Here is a 20,810-nt window from a genome sequence, read left to right as displayed (position 1 = left end):
GCGCCCCACCCGAGGTACTCGCCGTCTGCCAGATGCGCGGCTTGCCTCGGATCATGGCAAACGCAACGGCTGCGCGCGTCGAGCCCTGCCTTCAAGGCGTTCCGTTTTGCGGTGTCAGTTCGCCACACTCTTCGAATGGCTCGGCACGCGCGAAATCCAGGTTGGATCTCACCACGAGCGTTTCGCCCGCTGGCACCCATTCCGAGTTGGGCAGCTTTTCTTGCCGATGGGGCACGAGCTCCCGCGCAACCTGGCACTCAAACCATGGTCCCCTTCTCACGACAAGCATCCCACAGGGACGAGAGCCGCAGCAGCCGCGCTCAGGCGTCGATCATGCATTGAGGCGGAAGTCGTCGGCGAACGCTCCGAAGGGCTCGGGGGCGTTTGGTGCTAGCTCGCCGGCGCCACGCGGCCAGCCGTTTGTCGGATTGGTCGGGGCTACGACAGGCGATCTCGTTCGGCAGACGCGGTTTGCTGCACAGGCGCTCGGCGTCCTGCCGCCGAGCCCGAGCCGCGCCCGCGCACGGCGCAACTCCTCCTCTGTCCTTGGCGCGCACCGCGAGGTTCCTCTGATCGCGCTCGCGCTTGTCGAGCGTGGCGAGCTCGGGGCAGAGCTCTGCGGGCGACATCTTGCTCCTCGTCGCGTGCGTGATGAGCGCCCGGATGGCCTCTGCGGAGGCGCGGAATCCCAGGGCGCGGAGCGCCTCGGCGGGGTCAGCTGGCGTTCGAGCAAACGCCTATTGGTTTGATGGCCCCATGAGGCTGCAAACTGGCAGGCCTCGGCTGGCTCACCTCGGATCCAGGGACGAATTGGGGGAACGCTGTTCGAGCCGGCGCCCGCCTACCCAGGGGGCAAGAACATTTGCACTGGTGGCGTGGGGCGAGCGGAGGCAGCGTAGATGATGTAGATGATGAGGGGTCCCGACCGCTTTCGGTGTGGAGGAGGTCGCCCGGGCAAGAACGAACGGCACGCCATCTCGACGGCATCCGAGCGGACATGCAACGCCCCCGCCGGGCTGGACTGGGCCCATTGTTTCGCTGGGCTCGCGCACTCCGGTCGCTGCATGCGCCCGGAAAATACATATTCATTCTTACCGCTCCAACGAGAATCATCCGATATGGCGAAGATCGAGACCCTGGTAGAGAGCCTGTCTCGCCACCTCCAGCTGCAACCCGAGGCCCTGCTGTACCGCTTCCTGCCGGACGGCGACCCGGCGCGCGCGATCGAGTGGTCGTACGCGGAGACGTATCGCCGGGCCGCTGCGGTGGCCCGCCGGCTGACCGACGAGGGGCTCACGGGCCGCCAGGTGCTGCTCGTGCACGCGCCCGGTCTCGATTACATCGCTTCATTCTTCGGCTGCCTGCTTGCGCGCGTGATCGCGGTGCCGGCCTATCCGCCTCATCCGGCCCGCCTTGCCCAGACGCTCCCTCGGCTGCTGGCGATCGCCCGCGCGGCCGAGGTCGACGCGGTGCTGACGGTCTCGGGCATCCGCTCCATGGCGCAGGCGCTGCTCAGCTCGGCCCCGGACCTCGCGGGTCGACCGTGGCTATGCACTGACGAGCTGCCGGACGAGCCCGATCTGGACGGGCGATGGCTCGAGCCGCCCGACGCCGATGCCCTCGCGTACCTGCAGTTCACATCGGGCTCGACCGGCGATCCGCGGGGCGTGATGATCTCCCACGCCAACATCGCCCATAACTCGCGCGCGATTCGCGACAAATTCGGCAACTCGGAGGCCACCAACGGGATGAGCTGGTTGCCTCCGTACCACGATATGGGTCTGATCGGCGCCATCATCCAGCCACTGGCCGTGGGCGGCATGACGACGCTGATGTCTCCGGTGGACTTCATCATGCGACCCATGCGCTGGATCGAGGCGATCTCGCGCTACCGCGTGACCACCACGGGCGGCCCCGACTTCGCGTACGAGCGGTGCGCGAAGCTGTCGCCATCGTCCGACGCCCAACTCGACCTGTCGTCCTGGGTGCTGGCGTACACCGGCGCCGAGCCGGTTCGCGCTCGCACCCTCGATCGGTTCGCCGAGGTGTTCGCGCCGTTCGGCTTCGATCGGCGCGCGTTCTATCCCTGCTATGGCCTGGCGGAGGGCACGCTGCTGGCCACCGGCGGCAAGAACGGCGCCGGCGCGTCGGTGCTGGCGGTGGCTGCTCCGGCGCTCGCGCGAGGCCAGGCCGAGCCGGCGTCCGGCCCGGGCACGGCCCAGCGGCTCGTGTCCATGGGCACGCCGCCTGCGGGGCACGAGCTCGTCATCGTCGCTCCGGACACCGCGCGGCGCGTGCCCGACGGGACCGTCGGGGAGATCTGGCTTCGCGGTCCGAGCGTGGCGGGCGGATACTGGGGCCATACCGAGGCGACGCAGCGCACGTTCGGCGCGAGGCTCGCGGACGAGCCGGAGGCAGGCCCGTTCCTGCGCACCGGAGATCTCGGGTTCGTTCGAGGCGGCGAGCTCTACGTCACGGGCCGTCACAAGGACCTGATCATCGTTCGCGGCCTGAACCACTACCCGCAGGACATCGAGCACACCGCGCAGGCCTCGCACCCAGCCATCCGCGCGTCCGTGGCGTTTGCCGCCGGTGACAAGGGCGTTGCCCTGGCGGTGGAGGTGCGCGCGGACGCGTCCAGTGACGGGGTCGTGGATGCGCTGCGACGGGCCGTGGCAACGGCGCACGATCTGGCCCTGGACGAGGTGTACCTGCTCGCGCCACGCACGCTGCCCACGACCTCGAGCGGCAAGCCGATGCGCTCGGCCACCCGCGCGGGCATTGCGGACGGGACGCTGTCGCCACGCGAGACGTGGCGTCTCGCCGACAGCGAGCCCTCGCCCGCCTCCGACCGCAGCGGCAGCGGGCCCTCGCCCGCCTCGGACCACGGCGACCGCGAGCCCGTGACCCCATCGAGCCACGTCGATCACGAGCTGCGACGCTGGTTGATCGAGGAGGTGGCACGGCGGACCGGGCGATCGCCCCGGGACGTGGATCCGGCGCGGCCGCTGATCGAGGCCGGGCTCGACTCCAGGGGCAGCGTGGAGCTCGCGGGCGCGATCGAGCAGCGGCTCAACCGGCGTATGCCGGCCAGCCTGGCCTGGGACTACCCGAACATCGACGCGATCGTCCGCCACCTGTCGGGTGCGGACTCGCCAGCCCGGCAGCTCGCGCGGCCCGCCGAGGACGAGCGCATCGCGATCGTGGCCATGGCCTGCCGCTTTCCTGGCGACATCGAGCACCCGGACGACCTTTGGCGTCTGCTGTCGAGCGGCCGCGACACGATCACCGAGCTGCCCGCGGATCGCGGCGGCGCCGGGGCGCCTTTCGGCGCGCGGCCGGATGCGACCGGGCAGACGAAGCTCCACGGCGGGCGGCTGGCGGGCTTCGATCGCTTCGACGCCGAGTTCTTCTCGATCTCGCCTCGCGAGGCTGCGAGCCTCGATCCGCGCCAGCGCCTGCTGCTGGAGGTCGCCTGGGAGGCGCTGGAGCAGGCCGGCCTCGCGACCGAGCGCCTGACCGGCAGCAACGTCGGCGTGTTCGTCGGGCTGTGCGGCAACGACTACCAGCAGGAGCTGCTCGACGCGGGCTCCCTGGATCAGCGGTACGCGCTGACCGGGAACATCGCGAGCGCGGCCGCCGGACGCCTGTCCTACGCGCTCGGCCTGGTCGGCCCGGCCATCGCGATCGACACCGCATGCTCCTCGTCGTTGGTCGCGGTGCACCTGGCCTGCCAGAGCTTGCGCAGCGGCGAGTGCGAGGTCGCGCTCGCGGGCGGGGCCAACCTCGTGCTGTCGGCGCTGCCCACCGAGTGCTTCCAGGCGATGCGCGCCCTGTCGTCCATCGGCCGCACGGCCGCGTTCGACGCCGACGCCGACGGTTATGTGCGCAGCGACGGCTGCGGGCTGGTGGTGCTGAAGCGCCTGGCCGACGCGAGGCGGGACGGCGATCACATCGTGGCCGTGATCCGCGGCAGCGCGGTCAACCACGACGGCCGCAGCAACGGGCTGACAGCGCCGAATGGCCCGGCCCAGGAGGCGGTGATCCGCGCGGCGCTGCAGCGGGCCAGGGTCCAGCCCGAGCAGGTCTCGTACGTCGAGGCCCACGGCAGCGGCACCCCGCTCGGCGATCCGATCGAAGCTCGAGCGCTCGGCGCGGTGTACGGCGCGGTCAAGATCGGTTCGGTCAAGACCAACCTGGGCCACAGCGAAGCCGCGGCCGGCATCGCCGGGCTGATGAAGGCCGCGCTGGCGCTCCAGCACGAGCAGATCCCGGCCAGCCTGCACTTCCGCACCCCCAACCCCCACGTGGACTGGGCGGGTCTGGGCCTCCAGGTCGTCGCCGAGGCGCAGCCCTGGCCGCGGAGCGCGGTCGCGCGCCTGTCCGGGGTGAGCTCGTTCGGGTTCGCGGGCACCAACGCGCACGTCGTGATCGAGGAGGCGCCGGCGCACGAGTCGCCGGCGCGCTCGCTCGAAGGTCCGCCGGCTGCGTACCTCGTCCCGATGTCCGGGACGAGCGATCGAGCGGTCGCGGCGCAGGCGCAGCGGCTTGCCGCTCACCTGCGCGCCCACCCCGAGCTGCCGCTGGCGGACGTGGCGTTCACGCTCTCGACCGCGCGCCGTCACTTCGGCAAGCGCACGACCCTGGTCGCCTCGTCGACCGCTGCGCTGTGCGACGCGCTCGACCGGTTCGCCGGCGCCTCGGCCGCTCACGCAGCCGCTCCGGCCGAGAGCGGCCAGCCGGAGACCGGCAAGCTCGCGTTCCTGTTCGGAGGACAGGGAAGCCAGCGCGTCGCCATGGGACGCGACCTCGCCCGGCGCTTCCCCGTGTTCGCCGCGGCGATCGAGCGCTGCGATGGGCTGTTTGCCCGCATCTCGGGCCTGCCCCGCTCTCTGCGGGACGTGATGTGGGCCGAAGCGGGCACGGCGGATGCGCGCCTCCTGGAGCGCACCGAGTACACGCAGCCCGCGGTGTTCGCCGTCGGCTACGCCCTGGCCGAGCTGCTCGCTTCGGCGGGGGTGAGGCCGGATCTCGTGGCGGGCCACAGCGTGGGCGAGATCACCGCGGCCTGGGCCGCGGGCGTGCTGTCGTTCGAGGACGCGCTCGGGTGGGCGGTCGAGCGCGGGCGGGCCCTCGGCGCGTTGGCGTCGGACGGAGCCATGGTCGCGGTGTCCGCCTCCGAGCGAGAGGTGGCGGGGTTGCTCGCGGACGGCGTGTGCATCGCCGCGCTGAACGCGCCCGAACGCGTGGTGCTGTCCGGGCCGCGAGGCGCGATCCAGACGATCGCCACGGCGCTGGCGGGCCGCGGTGTGAGGGTCACGCCGCTCGATGTCTCGCACGCGTTCCATTCCTCGCTGATCGAGCCCGCACTCGCCGGCTTGCAGGCGCCGGCCCGTGCCCTGAACCTGCGCCCCGCCCGGCTGCCGATCGCCAGCACGGTCACGGGCGCGCTCGCGGCCGAGGCCCTCGCGTCGCCCGCGTACTGGGTGGAGCAGGTGCGCGCGCCGGTGCGCTTCGCCGACGCGGTCAGGACCCTGGACGGCCAGGGCGTGGACACCTGGCTCGAGCTCAGCGGCCACCCGGCGCTGCTGTCACACGTCGCCGCTGCCGCGACCGCCAAGACCCAGCCCACGCTGTGCGCCGTCCTGCACCGCCGGCGCCCTGAGGACGAGACCTTGCTCGAGGCGATCGCGGCTTGCTATGGCCGCGGCGGCGCGATCGATCTCCGCGCCCTGTTTCCGCACGGCGGATCGCGGCTGGAGCTGCCGGGCTACGCGTGGCAAAGGCGACAGTTCGCGGTGCCGAGGCCGAGCGCGACCGCGCGGTCGACCCTCCCGGCTGGCCAGCCGGCGCGACCCGACCAGCCGGCGCGACCCGACCAGCCGGCGCGACCCGACCAGCCGGCGAGCCCGGCCGTGGCCGCACGCGGCGTCGAGGGCTCGGTGCTCGAGGCGGTGCGCGGGTTCATCGCCGGCCAGCTCCGCCTCGAGTCGAGCGCCCTGGCCGTGGACGTGGCGCTGCTGGACGTGGGTGCGGACTCGCTCGTGTTCGTCGAGACGGGGCACTTTATCGAGCGCACCTACGGCGTCCGGCTGGCGCTCCACCAGCTCTTCGGCGAGCTCGCCACGCTGCGCGCGCTGGCGGCCCACATCGAGGCCAGCCTGCCGGAGCAGCCGCGCGCCCCCGTGGTCACGTCGTCCGGAGACGAGCGCGCTGCGCCGACCCCGCGCGTGGACGTGCCGCCGCGGCGCGCGGCTGCGGACCCCTCGGTGCGAGAGCTCATCGACGCGCAGCTGCGGATCATGACGCAGCAGCTCGAACTGCTGCGGAGCGAGGCCGCTGCGCCCGCGCCGCAGGTGGCCGCGTCATCGGCGCCGGGGGTGACCATGGCGCCCGCACCGCGGGTGGCCGCTGCGCCCGCGTCCACGACCCCGACCGCCCACCACGCGCGGCCGCTGAGCGACGCGCAGCGCCGTCACATCGACGATCTCGTTGCGCGGTACGCGAAGCGCACAGCGGGGTCGAAGGCGCAGGCCGCGGCCTGCCGGCCGGTGCTCGCCGACCGCCGGGCTTCCGCTGGTTTTACGCTCGAAACCAAGGAGATGCTCTATCCCATCGTCGCGGCCCGGGCGGCCGGCAGCCGGATCTGGGACGTCGACGGCAACGAGTACATCGACCTCGCGATGGGCTTCGGTGTGCACCTCTTCGGGCACCAGCCCGCATTCGTGCGCGGCGCGCTCGACGAGCAGATCGAGCGCGGCTTCCCGATCGGCCCGCAGTCGTCGCTCGCCGGCCGGGTCGCCGCGGCGCTGTGCGAGCTCACGGGCATGGAGCGGGTGACGTTCTGCAACTCGGGGACCGAGGCCGTCATGACCGCGCTGCGCCTCGCGCGCGCCACCACCGGCCGGACGCGCGTGGTCCAGTTCAAGGGCTCGTACCACGGCCACTTCGATGGCACGCTGGCGCTGGCGCAAGGGGAAGGCACGGCGCCGATGGCGCCCGGGGTCGCGTCGGGGTTCGTCGCGGACGTGTTGGTGCTCGATTACGAGGATCCGCGCTCCCTCGAGATCATCGCGCGGCACGGGGCAGAGCTGGCGGCCGTGCTCGTCGAGCCGGTGCAGAGCCGGCGACCGGGGCTGCAGCCGCGCGCGTTCCTGCACGAGCTCCGGCGGATCACGCGCGAGCGAGGCGTCGCGCTGGTGTTCGACGAGGTGATCACCGGGTTCCGGATCGATCCCGCCGGTGCGCGGGGCCTGTTCGGCGTCGAGCCGGACCTGGCCACGTACGGCAAGCTGCTCGGCGGCGGGCTGCCGATCGGCGCGGTCGCCGGCGCGCGGCGCTTCCTCGACCGCATCGACGGCGGCGAGTGGTCGTTCGGCGACCTCAGCGGGCCGGCGGTGAGCACCACGTTCTTCGCGGGCACCTTCTCCAAGAACCCGCTGACCATGGCGGCGGCGCTGGCCGTACTCGAGCACGTGCGCGAGCACCGCGACACGATCTACGCGCGCGTCGACGCGCTGGGCTCCCGCCTCGAGGCGGCGCTGAACGAGCGCTTCGAGGTCATGGGCGTGCCGCTCCAGCTCGTCCGTTGCGGCTCGATCTTCCGCATCGCGCCCACCGGGCGGGAGGAGCGCGTGTCGTACCTGTACGAGCCGATCGAGCTCACGCTCCTGTATCACCACATGATCGCGCGCGGGGTGTACGTCTGGGAGGGCCGCACCGGCTTCCTGTCGACCGCGCACACCGAGGCGGACATCGACGTGGTCGTCCGCGCGGTCGAGGAGAGCCTGCGCGCGCTACGCGACGGCGGATTCTATCCTGATGCCCGGCCGCGCGCGCCCCGGCGTCGGGTCGAGCGCGCCCCGCTCTCGTGGGGCCAGCAAGGCCTGTGGTTCCTGTCGCAGATCGAGGGCGCCGGCCAGGCCTACAACCTGCCGTGCGGCGTCCGCCTGTCGGGCACGCTCCACGTCGATGCGCTCGAGCGCGCGATCCGGACGATCGTCCAGCGTCACGACATCCTGCGCACCACGTTCGTCACGGACGACGACGACGCGGTCGTCGCGGTCGTGGGAGAGGAGCGCCCGCTCAGGCTGGCGCGGCTGGACTTCAGCGCGCTGTCCCACGAGGAGCAGCAGCGCGAGATCTCGTCGCTCATCCGGCGCGAGGCGCGCGCGCCGTTCGACCTGTCCGCCGGGCCGCTGCTGCGGGCGACCTTGGCGCGCCTGGCCCCCGACCGGTGGATCCTGCTCGCGACGCTGCACCACATCGTGGCCGACGGCTGGTCGCTCGGGATCTTCGTGCGCGAGCTGTCGCAGCTCTACCAGGCGTTCGTGGCCGGTCGTGCCTCGCCGCTGCCGCCGCTGGCCTCGCAGTATGCCGAGCACGCGATCGCCGATCGGGCGCGCGATCTCGAAGCCGACCTCGCGTACTGGCATGCGCAGCTCGCCGACGCGCCCACGGCGCTGGAGCTGCCCGGCGACCGCCCCCGACCGCAGAGCCATGCCGACCAGAGCGCCACGCTGACCCGCACGCTGTCCGCGCAGGTGCTGGGCGAGCTCCAGGCGCTGGGCCGGCGCGCGGGCACCACGCCGTACATGACGCTGCTGGGGCTGTTCGTGCTGCTGCTCCACCGCCTCACGGGCCAGGTCGACCTGGTGGTCGGGTCCCCGGCCGCGGGGCGCTCGCGCGCCGACGTCCGTGACCTCATCGGGTTCTTTGTCAACACGTTGGCCCTGCGGTTCCGCCTGGATCAGATCCCGGACGCGACGGCGCTGCTGCGCCACGTCCGCGAGGTCACGGTGGGCGCGTACGCCCACCAGCAAGCGCCGTTTGGCCGCGTGGTCGAGCGGGTCGCGCCCGCGCGCCTGGCCGGCCGCCATCCCTTCTTCCAGGCGTGGTTCAACCTGGACCTGGGCGAGGCCGCGTTCGAGCTGCCCGAGCTCGCGGTCGAGGTGCTCGACGACATGGTCGATGCGCCGACGCAGGTCGATCTGAGCCTGGTCGTGCAGCAGCGCGGGGACGCGCTGCGGCTGAAGTGGCTGTACGACGCGCGGCTGTTCGATCGCGATCGCGTCGAGATCATGGCCGACCAGTTTGAGCAGCTCGTTCACCAGATCACCGCGGATTCGACCCGCGCGCTGGGCCGGTACACGCTGGTGGCGCCGGCGCACGCGGCCCGGCTGCCCGAGCCGCACGCCCCGCTCGCGCGCACGCGACACCCGGCCGTGACCGAGGCGTTTCTGGCCTGGGCCGAACGCGCGCCAGACCGGCCGGCGATCACCCGGGGCGAGCAGACCTGGAGCTACGCCTGGCTGCGCGAGCGCGCGCTGGGCATCGCGCGGGCGCTCGCGGCTCGATCGGACGGCGGGGCCGTGGCGATCACCGGCGAACCTGGTCCCGGGCTGGTGGCGGGCCTGGTCGGGACCATGCTGAGCGGGCGTGTGTTGGTGCCGATCGACGCGGCCCTGCCGGAGGCGCGCCGGGCGCTGATGCTGCGCGAGGCCGTGGCGGGCGGCCACGGCGCGCCGGGCCTGGTGCTGGTGGGCAGCGCGGCCGAGACGCCCGGCGCGGCCTGGGTGCTGCGGGTGGATCCCGTCAGCGGCGAGATGTCCTCGGACATGGGTACGGCGGAGCTCCCGCAGGAGCCGGAGCAGGACCGGCCGGCCACCATCTTTTACACCTCGGGCACGACCGGGACGCCCAAGGCCATCCTCGGCACCCGCGATGGCATCGCGCACTTCCTGGCCTGGCAGCGCTCGACCTTCGCCGTGACGCCAATGGACCGGGTCTCGCAGCTCACCAGCCTGTCGTTCGATGCGATGCTTCGCGACGTGTTCCTGCCGCTGACCAGCGGCGCCACGCTGTGCCTGCCCGACCCGCGGGCCGAGTCGACGATCGCGTGGTTGCGCCAGGCGCGCGTCACCGTGGTGCACGCGGTCCCGAGCCTGGCCGAGCACTGGCTCCGACAGGACGAGGGTGCGACGCGTCTTCCTCAGCTTCGGCTGACATTCCTGTCGGGCGAGCCGCTGACCTCCGATCTGGTGCGCCGCTGGCGCCTCGTCGCCCCGGACACCGAGATCACCAACCTGTACGGGCCCACCGAGACCACGATGATCAAGTGCTGCTACCGGGTGCCCGCCGAGCCGATCGACGGCCCGCAGCCAGCCGGATGGCCGTTGCCGGAGACCGGCCTGCAGGTGATCGGTCCCAGCGGCGAGCCGTGCGGGATCGGCGAGGCCGGCGAGATCGTGATCCGGCCCCCGTTCGACACGCCCGGCTACCTGAACGCACCGCAGGAGCAGGCAGCACGGTTCACCAGCGCCGGGTACCGGACAGGCGACCGCGGGCGGTTCCGCGTGGACGGGAGCCTCGAGGTGCTCGGCCGCGCCGACCGGCAGATCAAACTGCGCGGCGCCCGCATCGAGCTCGGCGAGATCGAGGTCGAGCTCGCGCGCCACCCCGAGGTCGAGCGGGGCCTCGCGCTGGTCACGGACGGCGATCCGCTCCAGCGCAGCCTGGTCGCCGTCTTCACCGGCGCCAGGCACGCGGGGGACACGCTTCGCTCGTTCCTCGAGGCCCGGCTGCCGCCGTGGATGGTGCCCAGCCGCTTCGAGTGGATGCCCGAGCTTCCGCTGAACGCGAGCGGCAAGGTCGACCTCGGCGCGCTGCGGGCCATGATGTCGCGGCCGCGTGCCGCGAGCACGGTGACCGCGCCGATTTCGGACAGCGAGCGGCTGGTGATCGAGCACTTCCGCGCGCTGCTCGGGACCGACCAGATCGGCGTCGAGGACGACTTCTTCAAGCTCGGGGGGCATTCGCTGCTGGCCGCCCAGCTGGTCACGCGGCTGCGCCGCGCGAACGGCGTGTCGATCTCCCTGCAATCGCTGTTCGAGGCCCCGACGCCGGCCGGCATCGCTCGTCACCTCGACGCAGCCGGCGATGTCCAGAAGGACATGGAGCGAATCGAGCTATGACCGACCTCCCGCTGCACACGTTCCTCGCGGATCTCGCGGCGCAGGGCATCCGCCTGTCGATCCACGACGACCGCCTGCGCTGTGACGCCCCGCGCGACCGGCTGAGCCCTGCGCTGCGCGAGGCGCTGGCCGCGCGCAAGCACGAGATCGTCCAGCACCTGTCGCGCAGCGCGTCCGCCCGCATCGAGCGCGCCCCGGAGGGCCCCGTGCCGCTGTCGCCCGCGCAGCAGCGGCTCTGGGTGCTCGCCCGGATGGACGAGGCCAGCGCGGCGTACAACATGCGCACCGCGCTGCGGATCACGGGCCCGCTCGACCCGGCCGCGATCGAGGCCGCGCTGGCCGGCGTGGTCCGCCGGCACGCCGTGCTGCGCACCGCGTTTTCGACCATCGCGTCCGAGCCGGTGCAGGTGGTTCACGAGGGCGTCGCGCTCGCGGTCGACCGGATCGATCTCTGCGGAGCGGCCGACGGTGACGCGGCGCTGGAGCGGGTCCTGGCGGCGTCAGCCACGACCCCGTTCGATCTCGGCCGCCCGCCGCTCGTGCGCGCCGCCATCGTCCGGACCGCGCCGCTCCAGCACGTGCTCGTGCTGACGCTGCACCACCTGGTCGCCGACGGCGCATCCCTCGGGATCCTGGCCGCCGAGATCGCGGAGCTGTACACGGCCGCAGTCCGGGGACGGCCGCACCGGCTGCCCGCGCTCCCGGTGCAGTACGCCGACTTCGCGGTGTGGCAGCGCCGGCGCCTCGACCCCGAGCGGCTCGCGCAGCTGCGCGCGTATTGGCTCGGCCAGCTCGCTGGCGCGCCGCCGCGGCTCGAGCTGCCCACCGACCATCCCCGCAAGCAGGACGGCGCGAGCCGGCAGGGCGCGATCGCGCGCTTCATCCTGCCCCAGGCGCTGGCCGAGGCGGTGCGCCGGACCAGCCAGACCAGCGGCGCCACGGTGTTCGCCACGCTGCTGACCGGCTTCGTGCTGCTGATGGCGCGCTACACGAACCAAGACGACATCGTGATCGGCGCGCCGGCCTCGCTTCGCGACCACCCGGATCTCGAGCCGCTGATCGGCATGTTCGTCAACACGGTCGTGCTGCGGGTCCGCCTCGACGGTGATCCCACGCTCGAAGCGCTGCGGGGCCGCGTGCGGCAGACCGTGGCCGAGGCCTACGCCCACGCTGACTTTCCGCTCGACCGGCTGGTCGACGCGCTGCAGCCCGAGCGATCGCCGACGCACCACCCGGTGTTCCAGGTGATGTTCATCCACGACAACGCGCCGACCGCGGTGGGCGGCGTCGCGGACCTCGACCTCGAGATCCTCGAGCACCGGACGTTCGACGCCAAGTTCGATCTGATGCTGGCCATGAGCGAGGGCGCCGACGGCATCCGCGGCGTGTGGGAGTACCGGCGGGATCTGTTCGAGCCCGCGACCATCGCCCGCGCCACGCAGCACTTCCTGCGACTGCTGGAGGCGCTGGCGCTCACGCCGCGCACGCGGGCGCTCGAAGCGCCGCTGCTGAGCGGCGCGGAGCGACACCAAGTCCTGCGCGCGTGGAATCGCACCGAGCAGGTGTATCCGGACGATCTGCCGGTTCACCGGCTGTTCGAGCGCCAGGCCGGGCGCACGCCGCACGCGCTCGCGGTGCGAGAGGTCGCGGGTCCCGGGCAGTGGACCTACGCGGAGCTCGACCGGCGCGCCAGCCGGATCGCCAGCCATCTGGCAGCCCAGGGGGTGGGCCGGGGCGACCGGGTGGCCGTGCTCCTGCCACGCTCGCCCGACCTGCTCGCCACCCTGCTCGGCGTCTGGAAGGCCGGCGCCGCGTACATCCCGCTCGACCCGAGCTATCCGGCTGCGCGGCTCGACTTCATGCTCGGCGACGCGGCGCCGGCCTGCCTGGTCACGACCGACGCGCTGGCCGCCCGGCTGGGCCAGACGCCCGCGCGCGCGATCCGGCTCGATCGCGACCCGATCTCCGACGACGTCGCGGCTCCGGAGGTCGAGGCCGCGCCGGCGGACCCCGCCTACCTGATGTACACGTCGGGCTCCACCGGCCGCCCCAAGGCCGCGATCATCAGCCACGCCGCACTCGCGAACTACCTGCGCTGGTGCGTGACCGCGTACGCGGTGGACCGAGGAGCCGGCTCGGCGGTGAGTACGTCGATCGCGTTCGATGCCACGGTCACCAGCCTGTACACACCGCTGCTCGTGGGCCGCCCGGTGCTGCTCCTGCCCGAGGGCGACGAGATCCATCACCTGGCGGCGCTGATGTCGGGCGATCGTCCCCTGGCGCCGATCAAGCTGACTCCCGCCCACATCGACGCGCTCCGCGCCGTGTCCGGCGAGCAAGTCCGGCCGGGGGGCGCCCACGTCGTGGTGGTCGGCGGCGAGCAGCTCCTCGGCGAGCACGTGACCTGGTGCCGCACGATGGCCCCGCAGGCGCGCATCTTCAACGAGTATGGCCCGACCGAGACCACGGTCGGCTGCTGCGTGTACGAGGTCCCGCACGGCCAGCCGCCGGACATCGTGCCGATCGGGAAACCCATCGCGAACACCCGCCTGTACGTCCTGAACGAGCGGCTCGAGCCGGCTCCGATCGGCGTCATCGGAGAGCTGTACATCGCGGGCCACGGCGTCGCTCGAGGGTATCTCAATCGTCCCGAGCTCGTGGCCGAGCGGTTCGTCCCGGATCCCTTCTCGCCGGATCCGGAGGCCCGGATGTACCGTACCGGCGATCTCGCCTTCTGGGCGCTCGACGGCGACCTGCGGTTCATCGGACGGCGGGACGGCCAGGTCAAGCTGCGCGGCTACCGCATCGAGCTGACGGAGATCGAGGCGGCGCTGCTGCAGCACCCGAGCGTGCGCCAGGCTGCGGTGGTGGTGCGCGCCGGCGCCGGCCAGCGGCCCCACCTGGTCGCGTTCCTCGTGGCCGCCGAGCGACGAACGCCGGACGCCAACGCGCTGCGCGACCACCTGGCGCACCATCTCCCCGAGCCGATGGTGCCGGCCGTGTTGCACTGGATGGCGGCGCTGCCGCTGACGCCCAACGGCAAGGTGGATCGGGCAGCGCTGAGCGTGGCGCCGATCGAGGCTGCCGCCGAGCCTCCGCCCGCCGCGACCGCCGAGCACCAGGCGCTGATCGAGCTGTGGTGCGGGGTGCTCGGGCGCGACCAGGTCGGCGTGACCGACAATTTCTTCGCGCTCGGCGGCGACTCGATCCTGGGCATCCAGCTGGTGGCGCGAGCGCGCGAGCGAGGCATCCACTTCACGCCGCGCGATCTGGTCGAGAACCAGACCGTCGCCGAGCTGGCGCGCGTGGTGCGCAGCGCGCCGCAGGCGCCGGTGTCCGCAGGGCCGGGCGCTGGTCCGGTGGTGACCACGCCGATCCAGCGCTGGTTCTTTGCCCAGGCGCTGCCCGAGCCCCACCACTACAACCAGTCTCTGCTGCTCGAGGTGCCGGGCGACATCGACGCGGACGCGCTCCACGCGGCCCTGCGGGCGCTGGTGGAGCACCATGACGCACTGCGCATGCGCTTCGCGCCCTCGGGCGAGGCGACGCTCGCGCGCGAGGCCAACGTGAAGCTCGAGGTCGTGGACCTGTCCGACCTGCCGGCCGAGCGGCGACGCAGCGCGCTCGAGGCCGAGGCGGACGCGCGCCAGCGCATGCTCGATCTGGCCGGGCCGCTGTTCGCCCCCGCGCTGTTCCGGCTCGGCGAAAGCGCGCGGCTGCTCCTGACCACCCACCATCTGATCGTCGACGGGGTGTCCTGGCGCATCCTGCTCGAAGACCTGGCGCGATCGTACGAGCAAGCCACCGCGCGCCGGCCGATCGCGCTGCCGCCGCGTACGAGCTCGGTCCAGGCGTGGGGCCGGCGGCTGCGGGAGTGGGCTGGCTCCGCCGCGCTCGCCGCGGAGCGCGCCACGTGGTCGCAGGTCCCCGCGCTGCCGGAGAAGCGGCTGCCGGTCGACGACGCTGGCCCGGCCGAGGCCAACCTGGCCGGGCTCACCGCGGTGGTGACCCGTACGCTCACGGCCGGGGAGACCGAGCGCCTGCGCGCCACGCGCGCGCTCGCGGACGCGGACGTGCAAGAGGTGCTCATCGCCGCGCTGGCGCGCGCATTCGCCGAGGGGGACGACGCGACCACGCTCGCGGTCGATCTCGAGAGTCATGGTCGCGCCGACCTGTTCGACGACCTCGACGTGTCGCGCACGGTAGGCTGGTTCACCGCCGTCTACCCGGTTCACCTGGAGCTCCGCGGGGCGGCCAGCCCGGCCGAGACGCTGAGCGCGGTGCGCGCGCAGCTCCGGGCCGTGCCGAACCTCGGGCTCGGCTACGGCGTGCTGCGGTCTTTCGGCGACCTGCCCGGTGCGCGCCCGGCGCCGATCCGCTTCAACTACTTCGGCCAGCTCGATCGCGCGCAGCCCACGACCAGCGGCTGGCGTCTGGCCGACGAGTCGTGCGGCGCGCAGCGGAGCCCATCGGGCGCGCGTGTCCACCTGATCGAGATCGATGCGTCGATCCTCGACGGCCGTCTGACGATCGAGTGGCGCTACGCCGGGCGCTCGTTCTCGCGCGCGACCATGGAGTCGCTCGCGGCCAGCTTCGTCAGCGCGCTGCTAGGGCTCGTGCGCCACTGCCACGAGGCGAGCGTGCCCGCGCCGTCGGACGCCGCGCACCCGGCGGCGCAGCGCTGGTCTCCGCTGGTTCCGGTGGGCAGGCACGCCCGCGGCCCGGCGTCCTCCGGCGAGCGTCCGCTCGTGCCTCTGTTCTGCGTCCCCGGCGCGGCCATGGACGTGATCTCGCTGCATCCGCTGTCGCAGGCGCTCGGCCCAGACCAGCCCCTGTACGGGCTGCAGCCGCGCGGGCTCGACGGAGCGCTGGAGCCGCACCGCACGGTCGAGGAGATCGCGGCGTGCAACGTGGCGGCGCTGCGCGCGGTCCAGCCGCACGGCCCGTATCGCGTCGCCGGACACTCGTTCGGCGCCTACGTCGCGTACGAGATGGCGCAGCAACTGCGCGAGGCCGGCGACTCCGTGGCCATGCTGGCGATCTTCGACGCCGAGGCCTGCGACCATCGCTCCGCGGCCGCCGCGGTGGCCCGGACCCGGACCGACCGGCTGCACAGGCTGCTGTCGCTGGTCCAGCGGTTCGTCGGCCGCGCGCTGCCGCTGCGCGTCGACTCGCTGGCCAGGCTCGCGCCTGAGGAGCTGGTGCAGCAGGTCGCGGCCGCGCTGGTCGAAGCCGGGATCTTGCCGGTCGAGGTCAGCTCGGAGCAGGTCGAGCGCTACCTGCGGGTGGGCGAGGCCAGCGCGCTCGCGTTCGACGCCTACCGCCCGGCCGGCCGCCACCCGGTGCGCACGCTGCTGTTCCGGGCGCGCGACCGACACGCCGACGACGACGCGCTCGGCGCAGGGCGTGCGTCCGACGAGACGCTCGGGTGGCGGGCGCTGGTGCAGGATGCGACCACCCACTGGGTGCCCGGCGACCACGTCACCCTGCTGACCTTGCCGCACGTGCACGAGGTGGCGGCCGTGCTCCGGCGCACCATCCAGGACCGGACGGTGGCGGCGTGACCCACCGCGCTCCGGTCCTCCGCGGGCCCGGCGCGTTTCGCTTGATGTGGGTCGGGCAGTCCGCGGCCGCGCTCGGCGCCGGCCTCACGGGCTTCGCGCTCGCGGTGTGGGCGTACCAGCGCACCGGGTCCGCGACGCAGCTCGCCATCATCGCCGCCTGCAGCGTGTTGCCGGGGCTGCTGCTGTCCCCCGTGGCCGGCCCGCTGGTGGACCGCTGGAGCCTGCGCACCGCGCTGCTCGTGAGCCACGCCGGCGCGGCGGTCGGCGCCGTCGTCGTGACCGCGCTGCTCGCGCTGGACCAGCTGCACGTCTGGCACCTGTACTTCGTGGCTGCGGGCAGCTCGGCCGTGGGCGCGCTGCACTGGCCAGCCTTCAGCGCGGCGACCGTGCGGCTGGTGCAGCCGGCGCAGCTCGGCCGTGCCAGCGGCCTGGTGCAGCTCGGAGATTCCACCGCCCAACTGCTGTCCCCGGCGCTCGGCGGCGCGCTGCTCGGTCTGGTGGGGCTCCAGGGGGTGGTCCTGATCGAGCTCCTCACCCTCCTCGTCGCGCTGTCCAGCATCGCGTCCAGTTCCTTCCCGGACCGAACATCCGGTATCGCCGGGCATCCCCCGGGCTCGGCGGGCAACGGCGCGTTGGCAGGCCTCGTGTACGTGGTGCAGCGGCGCGGGCTGCTCGGTCTGTTCGGGTTGTCGTGCGTCCTCAACGGCGCTTTGAGCTTCCTCGAGGTGCTGAGCGCGCCGATCGTGCTCGCCATCGCCTCGAGCAGCGTGCTCGGGGTCGTCCGGTCCGTGGCCGGCGCGGGGATGCTCGCCGGCAGCATCGTGATGAGCGTCTGGGGTGGTCCGCGCAATCGGATCGCCGGGCTGGTCTGGTCTCAGGCGTTGCTCGGCGTGTTCCTGGTCGCGATGGGCCTGAGCGCCACCCCGCCGCTGATGGCGCTGAGCGGCTTTTGCGGGCTGTTCTTCATCCCGCTGGCCAACGGGTGCGGTCAGATCCTGTGGCAGACCAAGGTCCCGCCGCATCTTCACGGCCGGGTGTTCGCCCTGCGCCGCTGCGCGGGTCTGTTCCGGCCGCTCGGCTTCCTGGTCGCGGGCGTGCTGGCCGAGCGTGTGCTCGAGCCGCGGGTGCAGAGCGGCGAGCTCGCGTGGCTCGCCGGGGCCGCGCCGGGACGGGGCAGCGCGCTGCTGCTGGTGATCGCGGGCGTGGCCACGGCGCTGGCCACGGCGCTCGCCATGCGGTTCCGGTCGCTGCGCGAAATCGAACGCGTCCTGCCCGACGTGGGCGTGGCCGCGCCGCTCCCCGCAGGAGGTGAACTGTGAAGCCGAAGCAAGTCGCAGTGCCTGGGATCCTGGGCGGCCTCGGGCCACTCGCTCATGTCGAGCTCGAGCGCGACCTGATCGACGAGGGCACGCGCCGCGGCGCGAGGGGCGATCTCGACCACCCGGTCTGGATCGTGATCAGCGCGACCGACGTCCCGGATCGGACGCGCAGCCTGCAGTCGCGGGCCGACGAGTGCGCGGCGGCCCTGGTCCGCTACGGCAATCGCTTGCACGCCGCCGGGGCGGACTTCATCGTCGTGCCCTGCCACACCGCGCACGCGTTCTACGACGTGGTGCACCGCGAGCTGCGCGTCCCCTGGGTGCATCTGGTCGATCACACCGCGCACCACGTCGCGCGCGCGCACGGCGGCGTGCGCAAGGTGGGCGTGCTGGCCACCGACGGCACGCTCGGCTCGGGCATCTACCAGCGGAGCCTGCGCCGGCTCGGGCTGGAGGCGATCACGCCCGACATCGGCTCGACCGTGCAAAATCACGTGATGCAGGCGATCTACGACCCGGGCTGGGGCATCAAGGCCGTGAGCTCCGATCTGCATCAGCGCGCGCGCGCGGTGCAGCTCGCGGCCGCGGCCTCGCTGGTCGAGCGAGGCGCAGAGGCGGTGATCCTGGCCTGCACCGAGCTGTCGGTCGCCATGCGGGGGATCTCGTCGCACGCGGGCGTGCCGCTCATCGACCCGCTGAAGGTGCTCGCCTCGATCATGCTCGACCTCGCCTTCGGCGCGCCTATCGCGTCCGTCGATGCACCTCGCCCGAGCCGTCGCGACACGTCCGCCACCTCGCCGCCGGCGAGCGCACACCCCCTCATCGATCCCGGAGTCTAGCCATGAAGTTCAGCCTCTTCTTCTTCTCGTCCGACTCGGGCGCTGAAGACCCGTACCGACTCATGATCGCCGCCAGCCGGTATGCCGATGCCAACGGCTTTCGCGCCGTATGGACGCCGGAGCGGCACTTCGATCGCTTCGGCGGCGCCTTCGCGCACCCGGCGATCACCAGCGCCGCCCTGGCCATGGTGACCGAGCGGATCGAGCTCCGCTCGGGCAGCCTGATCTCGCCCCTGCATGACGTGATCCGCATCGCTGAGGCCTGGGCCATGGTCGACCAGCTGTCGCGCGGCAGGGCGGCCATCTCGTTCGGCTCTGGGTGGAACGCCAACGACTTCGTGTTCTTCCCCGAGCGCTACGAGCGTCGGGGCGCGGTGATGTACGAACAGATCGACGAGCTGCGCCGGATCTGGCGCGGCGAGCCGATCTCGCGACAGACCCTGTCCGGGCCGCAGACGCTCGAGATCTTCCCCAAGCCGGTCCGGCGGGATCTGCCGGTCTGGATCACCACCTCGGGCTCGCTCGAGACCTGGCGCGCCGCGGGAGCGCGCGGGACCAACGTGCTCACGCACATGATGTTCCAGGACCTCAACACGCTTCGCCAGCGCATTACCGAGTACCGCGAGGCGCGGCGCGCCGCCGGCTTCGACCCGAGGTCCGGCGTGGTCTCTCTGATGCTGCACACCTTCGTCGGCCCGTCCGACGAGCTGGTGCGGGCCGCGGTCCGGCCGAGCATGCGCGAGTATCTGCGCGCTGCCGTGCAGCTCGAGATCAAGGCGGCGAAGGCCGGCAAGATGAGCGGCTCGCTGTCGATGCCCGACGGCGATATCTCGGACGACGTGATGGAGGACCTGCTCGACCTGACGTTCGAGCGCTATTACCGGTCGAGCTCGTGCATGGGCACGGTCGACGCCCTCGAGGCCAGGCTACGCCTTATGAACGAGGCCGGGGTGGACGAGATCGCCTGCTTGATCGACTTCGGGGTGGAGCGAGGCCAGGTGCTCGAGGGCCTGGACGCGCTGCGCACCCTGAAGCGGAGGTTCGATGCCGATGCGTGAGCTCATCGCCGAAATTCCTGGAGTCCTGGCCAGCCAGCTGGTGCGAGAGTCGGATCGCCTGCAGCTGGTGACCTGCGACCGGCCCGGCATGCGCCTCGCCGAGCTCGCCCGTCAGCACAAGGGTGCGCTCGAGGCGCTGCTCGCGCGGGCAGGGGGCGTACTGTTCCGCGGCTTTGGCGTGACCGAGGCAGAGTTCGCGGAGGTGGTGGGCGCGCTGTGCGAGCCGCTGCCCTACGTGTACCGGTCGACGCCGCGAACGGAAGTGGGCGAGCGCATCTACACCGCCACGGAGTATCCCGCGGCCCGGGATATCCCGATGCACTGCGAGAATGCCTACCAGCGCGACTGGCCGCTGCGGCTGTTCTTTTTCTGTGATCGGGCGGCGTCGCGTGGCGGAGAGACGCCGCTCGCCGACGTGGCTCGCGTCACCGAGGCGCTCGATCCCGCCCTGGTGGACCGCTTCGCGCGCAAGCGGGTGATGTACGTGCGGAACTATCGTCCGGGGCTGGATCTGCCGTGGCAGACGGTGTTTCAAACCAGCGAGCGCGGCGAGGTGGAGCGCTACTGCGCCGTGCACGACATCGCGTGGGAGTGGATCGAGGGTGACGCGTTGCGGACCCGACAGGTGTGCGACGCGCTGGCCGCGCACCCGGTCACCGGCTGCGTGCTGTGGTTCAATCAGGCGCACCTGTTCCACGTCTCCAGCCTGCCGGCCGCGGCGCGCAATGCAATGCTCTCGGTGTACGCGGAGGACGAGCTGCCGAGGCATGCGCTGTTCGGCGACGGCTCGCCCATCGACGAGGCCGACCTCGATCGGATCCGCGCGGCGTTCGCGGCGCACACGGTGACGTTTCCCTGGCGCACGGGCGACGTGCTGGTGCTGGACAACATGTCCTTCGCGCATGGACGGCGTCCCTTCGAGGGCGATCGGCGAGTCCTGGTGGCAATGGGAGACGCCTTCTCCCGCGCGGGATTTGTCAGGCGCTCTCAATTGCAATAGGCGCGGGGATTGGTTTCTGCGGAGGCGCCGAGGACCCTGTCGAACCACGACCACACG

General features: G+C 72.5%; 6 protein-coding genes. All 6 read left to right on the top strand.

Annotation, left to right across the window (positions count from 1 at the left end):
* Positions 1 to 1,118 precede the first annotated feature (1,118 nt).
* From WMF27_RS26125 to WMF27_RS26100, 6 genes are read left to right on the top strand one after another with little or no spacing between them, the layout of a single operon-like run.
* Positions 1,119 to 10,973, top strand: a complete 9,855-nt coding sequence (locus tag WMF27_RS26125) for an aminotransferase class III-fold pyridoxal phosphate-dependent enzyme (protein WP_437766161.1) — start codon at positions 1,119 to 1,121, stop codon at positions 10,971 to 10,973.
* Positions 10,970 to 16,537 (top strand): amino acid adenylation domain-containing protein, encoded by a 5,568-nt coding sequence (locus WMF27_RS26120; protein ID WP_437766162.1) that lies wholly within the window; start codon positions 10,970 to 10,972, stop codon positions 16,535 to 16,537. The genes WMF27_RS26125 and WMF27_RS26120 overlap by 4 nt, the downstream gene beginning before the upstream one ends.
* Entirely contained in the window at positions 16,534 to 17,856 is a 1,323-nt protein-coding gene (locus tag WMF27_RS26115) for an MFS transporter (RefSeq protein WP_437766163.1), read from the top strand. Before WMF27_RS26120 ends, WMF27_RS26115 begins: the two co-directional genes overlap by 4 nt.
* The gene (locus tag WMF27_RS26110; protein WP_437766164.1) at positions 17,853 to 18,695 is read left to right on the top strand and encodes an aspartate/glutamate racemase family protein; all 843 of its coding nucleotides are present in this window, start codon (positions 17,853 to 17,855) and stop codon (positions 18,693 to 18,695) included. Before WMF27_RS26115 ends, WMF27_RS26110 begins: the two co-directional genes overlap by 4 nt.
* A 2-nt stretch (positions 18,696 to 18,697) precedes the next feature.
* Positions 18,698 to 19,753 carry a MupA/Atu3671 family FMN-dependent luciferase-like monooxygenase gene (locus WMF27_RS26105; protein ID WP_437766165.1) on the top strand — a complete coding sequence of 352 codons (1,056 nt, stop codon included), beginning with the start codon at positions 18,698 to 18,700 and terminating at the stop codon, positions 19,751 to 19,753.
* Complete coding sequence (locus tag WMF27_RS26100; RefSeq protein ID WP_437766166.1) at positions 19,746 to 20,753, top strand: TauD/TfdA family dioxygenase; 1,008 nt, start codon at positions 19,746 to 19,748, stop codon at positions 20,751 to 20,753. Before WMF27_RS26105 ends, WMF27_RS26100 begins: the two co-directional genes overlap by 8 nt.
* Positions 20,754 to 20,810: the final 57 nt, after the last annotated feature.

The sequence above is a fragment of the Sorangium sp. So ce281 genome (assembly GCF_051527395.1).
Lineage (GTDB): Bacteria > Myxococcota_A > Polyangia > Polyangiales > Polyangiaceae > Sorangium > Sorangium cellulosum_B.
The sequence above is the reverse complement of the archived record's forward strand: the minus strand, read 5'-3'. Positions and strand labels throughout refer to the sequence as shown.

Coding starts and splice junctions, on each gene's coding strand:
- WMF27_RS26125 (WP_437766161.1), top strand. CDS start 1,119: ATGGCGAAGATCGAGACCCTGGTAGAGAGCCTGTCTCGCCACCTCCAG.
- WMF27_RS26120 (WP_437766162.1), top strand. CDS start 10,970: ATGACCGACCTCCCGCTGCACACGTTCCTCGCGGATCTCGCGGCGCAG.
- WMF27_RS26105 (WP_437766165.1), top strand. CDS start 18,698: ATGAAGTTCAGCCTCTTCTTCTTCTCGTCCGACTCGGGCGCTGAAGAC.
- WMF27_RS26100 (WP_437766166.1), top strand. CDS start 19,746: ATGCGTGAGCTCATCGCCGAAATTCCTGGAGTCCTGGCCAGCCAGCTG.